The organism is Streptomyces sp. NPDC020747, assembly GCF_044334695.1.
In the GTDB taxonomy this organism is placed as follows: Bacteria; Actinomycetota; Actinomycetes; order Streptomycetales; family Streptomycetaceae; genus Streptomyces.
Map to the genome: position 1 here is coordinate 22,573 of NZ_JBIRTJ010000021.1, position 14,577 is coordinate 37,149.

Below are 14,577 nucleotides of genomic sequence, written 5' to 3' on the forward strand. Positions count from 1 at the left end.
CTGGTGTCGCCCACTTGGCGTGTATGTTCCGGGGCCGAGAGCCATGGAAGGGACCAATCCGGTGAACAAGAAGCTCGCGGCCGCACTGTCCGGCGGTGCGGTACTGGTACTGGCGCTGTCGGGATGCAACAGTGACGACAACAGCGACAAGCTGAACTCCTGGGCCAAGCAGGTGTGTGACGCGGTGCAGCCGCAGGCGGTGAAGATCGAGGCCGCCAATACCGCGATCCAGAAGCAGACCTCGGACAACAGCACCCCGGCGGACGTCCAGAAGACCGACTCGAAGGCCTTCCAGGACATGTCCGACGCCTACAAGGCGATCGGTGCCGCCGTGAACAAGGCCGGGGCGCCCGACGTCGACGACGGCGAGAAGAAGCAGAAGGACGCCGTCACGGAGCTCAACACCATCTCCTCGTCGTACGCCGACCTCAAGAAGCAGGTCGACGGCCTCGACACGAAGGACCAGGCGAAGTTCGCCGACGGTCTCAAGGGGATCGCCACCCAGCTCGACAAGCTCAGCCAGAGCGGCAACGACGCCCTCAAGAAGCTGGAGGAGGGTGACGTGGGCAAGGCGATGGCCAAGCAGGAGAGCTGCAAGTCCGCCTCCACGTCGCCGTCGGCGAACAAGGCCTGAGGAGCGAGACCCCACCCTGGGGCATCGATCGTTCGTCAACCGAAAGAGGGCCCGGTACGCGCACGCGTACCGGGCCCTCGGCCTGTCTCCACGGACACCGCCCGCGGACGCGGACTCCGGCCGTCCAGCCGATCGGGCTGCCCGGCCGGTCCGTCTCGATCCGTCTGTCCACAGGGCGCGCGCCACGGCGGCGGGAGCGGACACAATGGAGGCGTGAGTAACAGCAGCCTGGCACCGTTGCCCTCGTCCGACCGCACCGACGTCACCGCGCGCCTGCGGGACGCCCTCCTGAGCGCCTCCTTCAGTGCCGACGGGCTGCTCGACCTGCTCGGCGCCCCCGCGTACGCGGCGCTGGCCCGCAGCGAGACCGTGCCCGCGCTCCGGGCCACCCGGGGCGACTCACCGCTGGAGGCGCTCGTCCGGCTCTTCCTGCTGCAGCGGCCCGTGCCGCACGCGCGCGTGGCGGACGTCCTGCCGGTGGCGGACTGCCTGGCGAGCGGCTGGCTGACCCGGACCGGCGGGGACGAGGTCGTGGCGGCGGTGGACGTACGGCCGTACGGCGGCCCGGGCGGCGAGGACTGGTTCATCGTCTCCGACCTCGGCTGCGCGGTCGGCGGAGCGGGCGGGATCGGCAGCCATCACGAAGGAGTCGTACTCGGCGTGGGCGGTGCGTCCACGACGCTCGCGGGCATCACGGTGCGTATGCCGGTGGGCTCGGCCCTCGACCTCGGTACCGGCTCCGGGATCCAGGCCCTGCACGCCGCGCAGCACGCCACGCGCGTGACCGCGACCGACCTCAACCCCCGCGCGCTGCACATCACCGCGCTCACGCTCGCCCTGTCCGGCGCCCCTGCGGCGGACCTGCGCGAGGGCTCCCTCTTCGAGCCGATCGCCGACGACGAGACGTACGACCTGATCGTCTCCAATCCGCCCTTCGTGATCTCTCCCGGCGCCCGGCTCACCTACCGCGACGGCGGGATGGGCGGGGACGATCTGTGCCGCACGCTCGTTCAGGAGGCGGGCGACCGGCTGAACGACGGGGGGTACGCGCAGTTCCTCGCCAACTGGCAGCACGTGGAGGGCGAGGACTGGCAGGACCGGCTGAGGTCCTGGGTGCCGCGCGGCTGTGACGCGTGGATCGTGCAGCGCGAGGTCCAGGACGTCACGCAGTACGCCGAGCTGTGGCTGCGGGACGCGGGCGACCACCGCTCCGACCCGGTGGAGTACCAGGCGCGGTACGACGCGTGGCTGGACGAGTTCGAGGCGCGGAAGGTGAAGTCCGTCGGCTTCGGCTGGATCAGCCTGCGCAAGTCGGCGGCCGACCGGCCCTCGGTCGTCGTGGAGGAGTGGCCGCACCCCGTCGAACAGCCGCTCGGCGACACCGTGCGCGCGCACTTCGACCGCGTGGACTATCTGCGGGCGCACGACGACGCGGCCCTGCTCGCCGGGCACTTCAGGCTCGCGGGCGAGGTCGTGCAGGAGCAGGTCGGGCTGCCCGGCGCCGAGGACCCCGAGCACGTCGTGCTGCGCCAGCACCGCGGGATGCGGCGGGCCACGAAGGTGGACACCGTCGGCGCGGGCTTCGCGGGCGTCTGCGACGGCACGCTGAGCGCCGGCCGGATCCTGGACGCCATCGCCCAACTCGTCGGAGAGGACCCGGTCCTGCTGCGGGACCGGACCCCGTCCCAGATCCGGCTGCTGGTCGAGCAGGGGTTCATCGAGCCCGCCCGGTGAGTCCTCCCGGGGCCGCCGGGTGAGTCTCCCGGTCCGGCTCGCGTACGACGAGGAGACGAGGAGCCGGCCCGCGGACGGCCGGTCGGCCCGCATGCGGCGACCGTGCACGACGTGTTGACGCACGAGGGGCCCGGACGGGGCTCGGCGTGCTCGACGCTCGGCCGGTCTCCGGTCTCCGGTCTCCGGTCTCCGGCCGAGGGCACCGGGCCGGGATTCCGCGCGGGGACGTGAAACCGGCCAACATCCTTCTGACAGCGGACGATTCCGGCGAGCGGCACGCGTGCGTGCCGCTCGCCGACCGCGGCATCGCGCTGCGGCCCGAGCCACCCCGCCCCCCGAGCCCCGGCTCACCGCCACCGCCACCGCCGGCGCCACCGTCACCGACGTCTGTGGCGGTGTGACGGATTCCGCATGAGGGCGCACGGAGCTGTCCGCCCCGCGTTCACCCGGGGTTGGTGTTCCGGCTGCCCGGAGGTGTCAGCGTCCCGGTGCTGGGTACCAAAGGCGGAGGAGACGAACCATGGAGAGCGGACCGGCGATCTTCACGGGATCGGTGTTCGCCCTGTTCGGAGGCGGGCTCCTGGTGTGGACGGCCGTCCGGCTGCGGCAGCGTGCCCCTGTCGCCCACGGGGTGCATCCCGTGGCCTCCGCGGCGGTCGCGGCCTTCGCGGGCACGTCCGCGCTGCTCCTCGCCGTGTGGTGTTTCACTCGTACCTGAGCGTCGCCCCTTCCGGCGACACCCCCGGCGGGGCCGCGGCCGAGCGGCCGCCCTGGCCGGGAAGAGTCACCTCCGGTGTCCGGGAATCGACGGCCGGCGGCCGTCGCGGACAAGGCCCGGGGCCCTCCGGAACACAGACCTCCAGTAACTGAGAGGTCACCCTCCGGATAGCTCAGAAACGGCAGGTCGGTACTCCGGGCGGCAGGAATGGCGGGAGTCGGGTTACCGTTCGAGTGGCCGTTGCGGGCTTTTCCCGTTTGACACGGGGGCGGGATGTACCGTCACACTCCGCAGCGTCAGCATGACCCGACCCCCGGGTTCAAGGCCTGGGGCGAGACCCCCTGCGTCGACCGGAGAGAAGAGCGAAGTTGTCCCCGACCAGCGAGACCGCACACGGCGGCCGCCGACTCGTCATCGTCGAGTCGCCCGCCAAGGCGAAGACGATCAAGGGCTATCTCGGCCCCGGCTACGTCGTCGAAGCGAGCGTCGGGCACATCCGCGACCTCCCCAACGGCGCCGCGGAGGTGCCCGAGAAGTACACGGGCGAGGTGCGCCGCCTCGGCGTGGACGTCGACAACGACTTCGAGCCGATCTACGTGGTCAACGCCGACAAGCGGGCCCAGGTCAAGAAGCTCAAGGACCTGCTCAAGGACTCCGACGAACTCTTCCTCGCCACCGATGAGGACCGCGAGGGCGAGGCCATCGCCTGGCACCTTCAGGAAGTGCTGAAGCCCAAGGTCCCGGTCAAGCGGATGGTCTTCCACGAGATCACCAAGGCCGCGATCCAGGCCGCCGTCGCCAACCCGCGCGAGCTCAACCAGAAGCTGGTCGACGCCCAGGAGACCCGCCGCATCCTCGACCGCCTCTACGGCTACGAGGTCTCGCCGGTCCTCTGGAAGAAGGTCATGCCGCGTCTGTCGGCGGGCCGCGTCCAGTCCGTCGCGACCCGCCTCGTCGTCGAGCGGGAGCGCGAGCGCATCGCCTTCCGCTCCGCCGAGTACTGGGACCTCACCGGCACCTTCGGCACCGGCCGCGCCGGTGACGCGAGCGACCCGGCCTCCCTGGTCGCCCGTCTGACCGCGGTCGACGGCAAGCGCGTCGCCCAGGGCCGCGACTTCGACTCGCTCGGCCAGATCAAGGGCGCGAACACGCTCCACCTCGACGAGGCCAACGCCCGCGCGCTGGCCGCCGCCCTGGAGAACTCGAACTTCTCCGTACGGTCCGTCGAGTCGAAGCCGTACCGCCGTTCGCCGTACGCGCCTTTCCGTACGACGACGTTGCAGCAGGAGGCCAGCCGCAAGCTCGGCTTCGGCGCGAAGGCCACCATGCAGGTGGCCCAGAAGCTGTACGAGAACGGCTTCATCACCTACATGCGTACGGACTCCACGACCCTCTCGGACACCGCGATCACCGCGGCCCGGGCCCAGGTCACGCAGCTCTACGGTGCGAACTATCTGCCGGACAAGCCGCGTACGTACGCCGGGAAGGTCAAGAACGCGCAGGAGGCGCACGAGGCGATCCGCCCCTCGGGTGATCGTTTCCGCACGCCGGCCGAGACGGGTCTGACCGGTGACCAGTTCAGGCTGTACGAGCTGATCTGGAAGCGGACCGTCGCCTCCCAGATGAAGGACGCGGTCGGAAACTCCGTCACCGTGAAGATCGCGGGCACGGCCTCCGACGGCCGCGACGCCGAGTTCAGCGCGTCCGGTAAGACGATCACCTTCCACGGCTTCCTCAAGGCCTACGTAGAGGGCGCCGACGACCCGAACGCCGAGCTGGACGACCGTGAGCGCCGGCTTCCGCAGGTCAACGAGGGCGACCCGCTGTCCGCCGAGGAGATCTCGGTCGACGGCCACGCGACCAAGCCCCCGGCCCGCTACACCGAGGCCAGCCTGGTCAAGGAGCTCGAAGAGCGCGAGATCGGCCGCCCGTCGACGTACGCGTCGATCATCGGCACGATCCTCGACCGCGGATATGTGTTCAAGAAGGGCACGGCACTCGTGCCGTCCTTCCTGTCCTTCGCCGTGGTCAACCTCCTGGAGAAGCACTTCGGGCGGCTCGTCGACTACGACTTCACCGCCAAGATGGAGGACGACCTCGACCGCATCGCGCGGGGCGAGGCGCAGGCCATTCCGTGGCTCAGGCGCTTCTACTTCGGCGAGGGCGACGCGACCGGCGCCGCGGAGGCGGGCAACGGCGACGGGGACCACCTCGGCGGTCTCAAGGAGCTCGTCACCGACCTCGGTGCCATCGACGCCCGCGAGGTGTCGTCGTTCCGCGTGGACGGCAGCGACATCATGCTGCGCGTCGGCCGCTACGGCCCGTACGTCGAGCGCGGCGAGAAGGACTCCGAGAACCACCAGCGCGCCGACGTGCCCGAGGACCTGGCACCCGACGAGCTGACCGTCGAGCTCGCGGAGGAGCTGCTCGCCAAGCCGAGCGGTGACTTCGAGCTCGGCGCCGACCCCCAGTCGGGCCACCAGATCATCGCCAGGGACGGCCGCTACGGCCCGTACGTCACCGAGGTGCTCCCCGAGGGCACCCCGAAGACCGGCAAGAACGCCGTGAAGCCGCGTACGGCCTCGCTGTTCAAGTCGATGTCCCTCGACACGGTGACGCTGGCCGACGCCCTCAAGCTGATGTCGCTGCCGCGCGTCGTCGGCAAGGACGCCGAGGGCGTGGAGATCACCGCACAGAACGGGCGCTACGGGCCCTACCTGAAGAAGGGCACCGACTCGCGCTCCCTCCAGGCCGAGGACCAGCTCTTCACGATCACCCTCGACGAGGCCCTGGCGATCTACGCGCAGCCCAAGCAGCGCGGGCGGGCCGCCGCCAAGCCTCCGCTGAAGGAGCTCGGCGCGGACCCGGTCAGCGGGCAGCCCGTCGTCGTCAAGGACGGCCGCTTCGGCCCGTACGTCACCGACGGCGAGACCAACGCCACCCTGCGGTCCGGCGACAGCGTCGAGGAGATCACTCCGGAGCGCGGCTTCGAACTGCTCGCGGAGAAGCGCGCGAAGTCGCCCGCCAAGAAGACGGCGAAGAAGGCGGCCGCCAAGAAGGCGTCGGCCAAGAAGGCGCCGGCGAAGAAAACCGCCGCCAAGAAGACCGCGGCCACGAAAACGGCGGCAAAGAAGACCACTGCCAAGAAGACGACCGCAAAGAAGGCGACGGCTTCCCGGGCGACGGCCGAGGACTGAGGCCGACGAGGGGCTGAGGCCCACGAGGACTGAGTCCTTCGGGTCCCGCTTCGGATGAGAGCCTTCGGAGGCCGCCTCCGGCTCGGGACCGAGTTCTTCACCTCTGGTTCGTGAAACGAACGCCCCCGCACCACTTGGTGTCGGGGGCGTTCGCATGTTCGGGGGCCTATTCGGGGAGTCAGCCCCTCCCGATAGGCTGGCAGGATGACGCGAGCCGAGCAGCCAACGGCCCACAACCCGGCCCCCGACGACGCCCTGGTCGCAGATTCACGGGAGCGCGCCGTCCGGGCGCTGCTGCGTGTGCCGCAACTGAGGCGCCTGTGGAGCGCCCAGCTGGTGGGCGGCGTCGGCGACGCCCTCGCGCTGCTCGTTCTGGTCCTGCTCGCCCTTCAGGCGGCGGTCTCCGACGGTTCCTTCGGAGGCGGCTACCGCGGAGTGGCCCTCGCCGTGTCGGCGGTCTTCGGGGCACGGATTCTCGCCACCCTGCTCTTCGGGGCGGTCCTGCTCGGCCCGCTCACGTCCCTCACCTCGCAGGAGGGGCCGCTCGACCGCCGCTGGACGATGGTCGGCGCGGACGGCGTGCGGGCCGTGCTGCTGATCATCGCCCCCCTGTGGATCGACTGGACGCCGGAGAACGCGCTGGCCGTGCTCCTGGTGACGGCCTTCGTCATCGGGGTCGCCGAGCGCTTCTGGATGGTGTGCCGCGAGAGCGCGGCGCCCGCGCTGCTGCCCGCGCCGCCGCTGGAGGGCGCGACGGTACGCCCGCTGCCGGACCACATGGACGCGCTGCGGCGCCTGTCACTGCGTACGGGATTCGTGGCGGTGCCCCTCGCGGCGGCCACGCTCCTCGTCGCGGCGCTCCTCAACAACCTGCTGGGCGCCGGGATCGCGTGGTTCGAGCTGCATCAGGCGGCGCTCGCCTCGTACGTCTCCGCGGGCCTGTTCGCCGCGTCCCTCTCGGTGCTCACCTTCCTCGAACTGCCCAACACGCGCACCCCGCGCGCGCGGTCGCCGCTCGAAGGGCTGCGCCGCCCCAAGACGGGCACCGGCATCGACAAGGGCCGTACCGGGGCCATCCCGCTTCTGGTGCTCGCCTGCGCGGCCGTCGCCGGGGCGATCGCGGCGGCCGTCGCCGTCTCCGTGCTGCACGCCAAGGACCTCGGCGGCGGGCCGGTGACGTACGGGCTGCTGGTGCTCGCGCTGACCGGCGGTGTCGTGATCGGCATCCGTACGGCCGCCAAGCTGCTGCCGTCCCTGTCCCGGCGCCGGCTGCTCGCGCTGGCGATCGCCTTCACGGGCATCGCGCTGCTCGCCGCGGGCCTCGTCCCGGACGTCACCACGGTCATCCTCATCGTCGGCCTGGCGGGCGTCGGCGCGGGCGTCGCCGCCAACACCGGGCACGCCCTCCTCGACCAGGAGGCCGAGGAGTACCGCCGCACGCGTACGACGGAACACCTGCACGCGGTCGTACGGGTCTTCGTCGCCCTGGGCGCGCTGGTGGCCCCACTGGTGGCCGCCGCCATCGGCCCGCACCGCGTGGAGAACGGCAAGTTCGTGTTCGCGCACGGCGGCGCGGCCTTCACGCTGATGCTGGTCGGCGCACTGCTCCTGCCGGTGGCCGCCCTGGTGCTGGCCAAGGCCGACGACCGCTCCGGAGTGCCGCTGCGGCACGACCTGCTGGACGCGCTGCGCGGCGGGGACGACCCCGTGCAGGTGGCCGCCACGAAGGGCTTCTTCATCGCCCTGGAGGGCGGCGACGGGGCTGGGAAGTCGACCCAGGCCGAGGCGCTCGCGGAGTGGATCCGCGCCAAGGGACACGAGGTCGTGGTCACGCGCGAGCCGGGTGCCACGCCCGTCGGGAAGCGGCTGCGGTCGATCCTGCTCGACGTGTCGTCGGCCGGTCTCTCGCACCGCGCGGAGGCGCTGCTGTACGCCGCCGACCGCGCCGAGCACGTGGACACCGTCGTGCGGCCCGCCCTGGAGCGGGGCGCGGTGGTCGTCTCCGACCGCTACATCGACTCGTCCGTGGCGTACCAGGGGGCCGGGCGTGATCTGTCCCCGACCGAGATCGCGCGTATCAACCGCTGGGCGACGGATGGGCTGGTGCCTCATCTGACCGTGCTGCTCGACGTGGCGCCGGAGACCGCCCGTGAGCGGTTCACGGAGGCGCCGGACCGGCTGGAGTCGGAGCCCGCCGAGTTCCACGCGCGCGTGCGGTCCGGTTTCCTGACACTCGCCGCCGCCGACCCGGCGCGCTATCTGGTCGTCGACGCCGGGCAGGAGCCCGAGTCCGTCACGACGGTGATCCGGCACCGGCTCGATGTCGTACTCCCGCTCTCCGAGGCCGAGATCAAGGCCAAGGAGGAGGCCCGCAAGGCGGCCGAGGAGGAGGCGCGTCGGCGTGCCGAGGAAGAGGCCGCCCGCAAGGCCGAGGAGGAGCGGCTGGAGCGCGAGCGCCAGGAGCAGCTCGCCCGGCTGCGCGCGGAGGAAGAGGAGCGCAAGCAGCGCGAGCTGGAGGAGGCCCAGCGTCGCGAGGCCGAGCGGCAGGCCGAGGAGGCCCGGCAGCGCGCCGAGGCGGCACGCGTGCGTGCCGAGCAGGAACAGGCGCGGCAGCTCGCGGAGGAGCAGGCCCGCGCGGCCGAGGAGGCCCGTCGTCGAAAGCAGGCCGAGGACGAGGCGCGGCTCCGGGCCGAGGCGGAAGAGCGGCGGCTGGACAAGCAGCGGAAGGCCGAGGAGGCGTTGCTCCGGGCCGAGCAGGCTCGGCGGGCGGCGGAGGCGCAGAGGGAGGCTCAGAGGGAGGCCGAGGAGGAGGCGCAGCGGGAGGCGGAGGCTTCCAGTGCGGCTGCCGCGGACGCGGAGTCCGGGTCGGTTTCCGGTTCGCGTTCTGGTCCGGCTTCCGGGGCCTCCGGGGCTTCTGGCGGGTCCGCTTCCGGAGGCGCTGGTTCCAGTGGTCCGAGGGCCGGCCGGGACAACGAGACGACGGTGCCGACGCCCGTCGTGACACCCACGAACGCGTCCGGAGGGCCGGCCGACGAGACGGCGGTGCTTCCTCCGGTACGGCCTCGCGAGGCCGGGCCCGACGACGCCGAGACGACCGTACTGCCGCAGCCTCCGGCGCCACAGGGAGCGGCCGACGAGACCGCTGTGCTGCCGCCGGTGAGGCCGGGATCGGCTGCCGACGAGACGGCCGTGCTGCCGTCGGTCGGGCGGGATTCCGCCGCGGACGAGACGGCTGTCCTTCCTCCCGTACGGGAGGACCGTGGTGGCGGCGAACACGGGAGCGGTCCGGCGGACCGGGTGCCCCCGGGGTACTTCCGTGACGAGCGGCCGGGGAGCGAGGGCACCGACGCCCGCACGCGCGAGCTGCCTCAGGTCGACGAGGAGGGCACGCCTCGGCGGCGTCCCCGTTCGGACTGGGCGGAGGAGACTCCGCTGGACGACCTTCCTACGCTGGCGGACGAACTGCTGGGTCCCCGCGACGACGAGTCGGACGAGGGGCGGGGGCGCCGGCGGCGCTGACGAGCGGCCGGAGGCCTGTCCTGTGGTTGTGGCTGGGGCAGGCGTCGGCGCTGATGCGTGCGGTGGGCGTCGGTTGTGATGTGGCCTCTGCGGCGGGCGTCGGCGGTGAGCGTCGGTGGTGAGTGCGGGGGCCGTGTGGACCGCGTTGTCAGTGCCCTCCCGCACAATGGAGTGCGCAAGGCACCGGTGCGACGGAAGGGCGGCATCCCATGACCGTGTGGGACGACCTGGTGGGCCAGGAGAAGGTGAGCGTGCAGCTCGACGCCGCCGCCCGGGACGCCGACGCCCAGGTCACGGCCGTGGCGGACCACACCCCGGTGGCCGAGGCGTCGAAGATGACGCACGCCTGGCTCTTCACGGGGCCGCCGGGCTCGGGCCGTTCCACCGCCGCGCGGGCCTTCGCCGCGGCCCTCCAGTGCGTGAGCCCCGACCGGGCCCTCGGCGGATCCCCCGGCTGCGGGTTCTGCGACGGCTGTCACACGAGCCTGATCGGCACCCACGCCGACGTGCAGATCATCCGCACCGACCTCCTCTCCATCGGCGTGAAGGAGACCCGCGATCTCGTACGCCGGGCACAGCTGTCCCCGGCGGGCCGCCGCTGGCAGGTCATCATCGTGGAGGACGCCGACCGCCTCACGGAGGGCGCGGGCAACGTCCTGCTGAAGGCCATCGAGGAGCCCGCCCCCCGCACGGTCTGGCTCCTGTGCGCGCCCTCCATCGAGGACGTCCTGCCCACCATCCGCTCCCGCTGCCGTCACCTCACGCTCCGGACACCTCCCGTGGACGCGGTCGCCGACGTCCTCGTACGCCGCGACGGCATCGAGCCGGACGTGGCGGCCGCCGTGGCCCGCGCCACCCAGGGGCACATCGGGCGGGCCCGCCGCCTCGCCACGGACGAGCGTGCCCGCGTGCGGCGTGCCGCCGTCCTCAAACTGCCCCTCCGTGTCGATGACGTGGGCGCCTGTCTCAAGGCGGCCCAGGAGCTGATCGACGCGGCCTCCGAGGACGCCAAGCAGGTCGCCGAGGAGACCGACGTCAAGGAGACCGAGGACATGAAGGCGGCACTCGGCGCGTCCCAGGGCGGCCGGATGCCGCGCGGTACGGCGGGCGTGATGAAGGAGCTGGAGGACAAGCAGAAGCGCCGCAAGACGCGTACGCAGCGCGACAGCCTGGACCTGGCCCTGATCGACCTCACGGCCTTCTACCGCGACGTGCTGGCCCTCCAGTTCGGCTCCGATCTCGCCCTCGCCAACACGGAGATGCGAGACACCCTGGACCGGCTGGCGCGCGGCTCGTCCCCCGAGACCACCCTGCGCCGGATAGAGGCGATCGCCGCCTGCCGCGAGGCCCTCGACCGGAATGTGGCACCGCTGCTGGCGGTGGAGGCGATGACGATGGCGCTGCGGGCCGGTTGACGCGGCCCGGGCCCCGGGACGCACGCTGCCCGTCTGCCCGTCTGCCCGTCTGCCCGTCTGCCCGTCTGCCCGTCTGCCCGTCTGCCCGTCTGCCCGGAGTTCGTGACGCACGTCGTCCGTCCTGTCCAGAGTTCGTGACACACGCCGCATGCCCCGCATGCCCCGCACGTCCCGTCCGGAGTTGACGGCGTCACTCGTACGAGGTCGGGTTGACGACTCTGAGCGATCGATTCATCGCGCAGGGTTACTCTCGCTCGATGTACACCAGGCGCCGGCCCAGGTCACCTCGGGCCAACCGATCCCTTCGCGCGTGCGGCACGTTGCTCGCGGTCGCCGGACTGCTCGTCTCCGCCTGCTCCGCGGGGAGTTCGACGAGTTCCGCGAGCCCGGCCGGGGCGGCGGCCGCGCTGCGTGCGCTGCCCGAGGCCACCCCGTCGGCGCTGGCCCCGTACTACGACCAGCGGCCGGCCTGGCGGGCCTGCGGTGTCTCCGGCTTCGAGTGCGCCACGCTGAAGGCCCCGCTCGACTACGCCGCGCCGGCCAAGGGTGACGTCCGGCTGGCCGTCTCCCGCAAGAAGGCCACGGGTCCGGGCAAGCGGCTCGGTTCGCTGCTGGTCAACCCGGGCGGGCCGGGCGGTTCGGCGGTCGGCTACCTCCAGGCGTACGCCGGAATCGGCTACCCGGCGAAGGTCCGCGCCCGCTACGACATGGTCGCGGTCGACCCGCGTGGAGTCGCCCGCAGCGAGCCCGTCGAATGCCTCACCGGGCGCGAGATGGACACGTACACGCAGACGGACACGACCCCCGACAACGTGCGCGAGACCGGTGAACTGGTCGATGCCTTCAAGGAGTTCGCGGAGGGCTGCGGGCGGCGCGCGGGAAACCTGCTGCGCCATGTGTCCACGGTCGAGGCGGCCCGTGACATGGACATCGTGCGTGCGGCGCTGGGCGACGAGAAACTGACGTACGTGGGTGCTTCGTACGGCACGTTCCTCGGGGCGACGTACGCGGGCCTGTATCCGGAGCGGGTCGGCCGGCTCGTCCTGGACGGCGCGCTGGACCCGTCGCTGCCCGCGCGGAAGACGAACCAGGACCAGACGGCCGGCTTCGAGACGGCGTTCGAGTCCTTCGCCAAAGACTGCGTGCAGGAGTCGGACTGCCCGCTGGGCGGCGCGGGCACGACGACCGAGCAGGTCGGCAAGAACCTCAAGGCATTCTTCCGGCAGCTGGACGGCGCCCCCATCGAGGCGGGCGACGCGGACGGCCGCAAGCTGGGCGAGGCGCTGGCCACGACGGGCGTCATCGCCGCGATGTACGACGAGGGGTCCTGGCCCCAACTGCGCGACGCCCTCGACATGGCCATGAAGGACAAGGACGGCGCGGGCCTGCTCGCCCTCTCCGACAGCTACTACGAACGCGACTCCGACGGCAAGTACGAGAACCTGATGTTCGCCAACGCGGCGGTCAACTGCCTGGACCTGCCGGCGGCCTTCTCCTCGCCCGAGGAGGTGAAGGAGGCGCTCCCCTCCTTCGAGCAGGCTTCCCCGGTCTTCGGCGAGAGCCTCGCCTGGGCCTCGTTGAACTGCGCGTACTGGCCCGTGAAGGCGACCGGCGAAGCCCACACCATCGAGGCGAAGGGCGCCGCCCCCATCGTCGTCGTCGGCACCGTCCGTGACCCCGCGACCCCCTACCGCTGGGCCCAGGCCCTCGCCGCCCAGCTCTCCTCCGGCACCCTCCTCACCTACGACGGCGACGGCCACACGGCCTACGGGAGGGGCAGCGCCTGCATCGATTCCGCGATCAACGACTACCTCCTCGCAGGCACCCCTCCGAAGGACGGAAAGCGCTGCTCAGGGGCATGATCACGCGGTCGTCCGGGGGTGCTCCCAAACCCTGTACGGAGCACCCCTCGATACTGTGTAGACTTACGCACGTTGCCGATCGCACCATAGTTCTGGCAGCACGCCGCCTTAGCTCAGATGGCCAGAGCAACGCACTCGTAATGCGTAGGTCTCGGGTTCGAATCCCGAAGGCGGCTCTGTGGAAGCCTCAGGACTCACTCGCCGTGACCTGGGGCTTTTGCTTTTGGTGGATACGGCGCCGGCGGCGAGCGCGGGCCGCGCGGTGGTCCCCAGTCTCAGTTCTAGGCTCAGTTGTGGGCTTAGACGCCGGTTCGGAGCGAGCCTGAGGCGGGGGATCGGTTTGTTCTGTGGGTCTCTGGGGCTGATGGTGGAGATGGATCGCTGGCCGGACGTGCCGATCCCTCGTCGGTGATACCTGGACGCACCGGCGGTGGCCGGAGTAGGCATCCCTACCCGGCCGTTCGCGGGCAGTCCGCACCGGTTGTCGGACGAACAGTGGGAGATCGTCCGCAACCTCTTCCAGGAGACGGGGTCGGTCCACGGAGTTCAGCAGCGGGCACCGGGTGTGGCTGCCGTGTCGGCCGGACCGGCGGACGTTCGTGTCGGCAGCGGCAGCGGCAGCGGCAGGGGCTGTCGGATGGTGGGCGAGCGCGCACGGCCGGTCGTCGGTCGGTGAAGTGTTCCCGATCCTGACCTCGTGGGCCGTAACTTCGCTGTGCACATGGGGCTTCAGGATGCTCAGCGGTCTGGAAGTGCTCTCGCCGGGTCCTGCCGGCCCGGAGTTCGATCTGGCGTGGCGTGCGCGGGACGGTGAACTCGCCGTCTGCGAAGTGAAGTCGCTTGCGGTGGCGAACGAGTCGTCACAACTACGCGTCGGCCTGGGACAGATCCTGGACCACCAGGACCGACTTCTGGCAAGAGCGGGGAGCGTACGCGCAGTTCTGTGGGTCGAGCGCGAGCCGGCTGAACGTCGCTGGGTCGGTATGTGCAGCCGTGCCGGCGGCGAGCTCGCCTGGCCCGGCATGGAGCACCAGGTGTGCATGCCTGGGCCGGGCGCAAGAAACATGGTTAACAAGTAACGGCCTACTGTGACCGCTGTCCTCTGCTCGTGTTTCATGGAACATACAGGTCAGGCCACGTAACTGTGCGCGCCCCAAGGGGTGTTCGGTCCAGTGACGCGTTCGTGGTGCTTGTTGCGCAGTGCACTGCGCGGTTGTCGGGCTTCTGGTGAGCCGCCTACCGTGACGGCCATGAACACCACCGATCCACTGCTCAAGGGCGCCGACATCGCGCGGCTGGCAGGGGTGAAACGTCCGGCTGTCAACAACTGGCAGAGGCGCCATCCGGACTTCCCCGCGGCCGTCCACTCGGGCGGTGTGGAGTGCTTTCCACTCAGCCGCGTCCTGGTCTTCCTGGACTCTCGTGTCATCCCGTCCAGATGCCTGGCTCAGCACGAGCCGGTGGGGACCACCTACGGAGACAGAGCGCGTCGCGGTCG

At 71.3% G+C, this 14,577-nt stretch carries 7 protein-coding genes and 1 tRNA gene; all 8 read left to right on the forward strand.

All coding sequences use genetic code 11. The features are described 5' to 3' along the window. Positions 1-43 precede the first annotated feature (43 nt). The 8 genes from ACH4YP_RS41370 to ACH4YP_RS41405 all read left to right on the forward strand — a co-directional run bounded on the left by ACH4YP_RS41370 (position 44) and on the right by ACH4YP_RS41405 (position 13,255). Positions 44-634, forward strand: coding sequence for a small secreted protein (locus ACH4YP_RS41370; RefSeq protein ID WP_398496310.1), 591 nt, complete (start codon positions 44-46; stop codon positions 632-634). A gap of 213 nt (positions 635-847) precedes the next feature. Beyond that, on the forward strand, positions 848-2,368 hold the full coding sequence (locus ACH4YP_RS41375; RefSeq protein ID WP_398496312.1) for a methyltransferase: 1,521 nt from the start codon (positions 848-850) through the stop codon (positions 2,366-2,368). 520 nt (positions 2,369-2,888) lie between these two features. Continuing rightward, the gene (locus ACH4YP_RS41380; protein WP_361050317.1) at positions 2,889-3,086 is read left to right on the forward strand and encodes a hypothetical protein; all 198 of its coding nucleotides are present in this window, start codon (positions 2,889-2,891) and stop codon (positions 3,084-3,086) included. A 368-nt stretch (positions 3,087-3,454) separates the two neighbouring features. Further along, a complete protein-coding gene (gene topA / locus ACH4YP_RS41385; protein WP_361050314.1) occupies positions 3,455-6,283 on the forward strand; it encodes a type I DNA topoisomerase in 2,829 nt (942 codons plus the stop codon). 204 nt (positions 6,284-6,487) lie between these two features. After that, on the forward strand, positions 6,488-9,802 hold the full coding sequence (tmk, locus tag ACH4YP_RS41390) for a dTMP kinase (protein ID WP_361050311.1): 3,315 nt from the start codon (positions 6,488-6,490) through the stop codon (positions 9,800-9,802). 209 nt (positions 9,803-10,011) lie between these two features. After that, on the forward strand, positions 10,012-11,217 hold the full coding sequence (locus ACH4YP_RS41395; protein WP_361050308.1) for a DNA polymerase III subunit delta': 1,206 nt from the start codon (positions 10,012-10,014) through the stop codon (positions 11,215-11,217). Positions 11,218-11,474: 257 nt separating this feature from the next. Next, positions 11,475-13,079 (forward strand): alpha/beta hydrolase, encoded by a 1,605-nt coding sequence (locus ACH4YP_RS41400; RefSeq protein ID WP_361050305.1) that lies wholly within the window; start codon positions 11,475-11,477, stop codon positions 13,077-13,079. A 102-nt stretch (positions 13,080-13,181) separates the two neighbouring features. After that, positions 13,182-13,255 (forward strand) — tRNA-Thr (locus ACH4YP_RS41405). The last annotated feature ends 1,322 nt before the right edge of the window (positions 13,256-14,577 follow it).

Coding starts and splice junctions, on each gene's coding strand:
- ACH4YP_RS41370 (WP_398496310.1), top strand. CDS start 44: ATGGAAGGGACCAATCCGGTGAACAAGAAGCTCGCGGCCGCACTGTCC.
- ACH4YP_RS41380 (WP_361050317.1), top strand. CDS start 2,889: ATGGAGAGCGGACCGGCGATCTTCACGGGATCGGTGTTCGCCCTGTTC.
- tmk (WP_361050311.1), top strand. CDS start 6,488: ATGACGCGAGCCGAGCAGCCAACGGCCCACAACCCGGCCCCCGACGAC.
- ACH4YP_RS41395 (WP_361050308.1), top strand. CDS start 10,012: ATGACCGTGTGGGACGACCTGGTGGGCCAGGAGAAGGTGAGCGTGCAG.
- ACH4YP_RS41400 (WP_361050305.1), top strand. CDS start 11,475: ATGTACACCAGGCGCCGGCCCAGGTCACCTCGGGCCAACCGATCCCTT.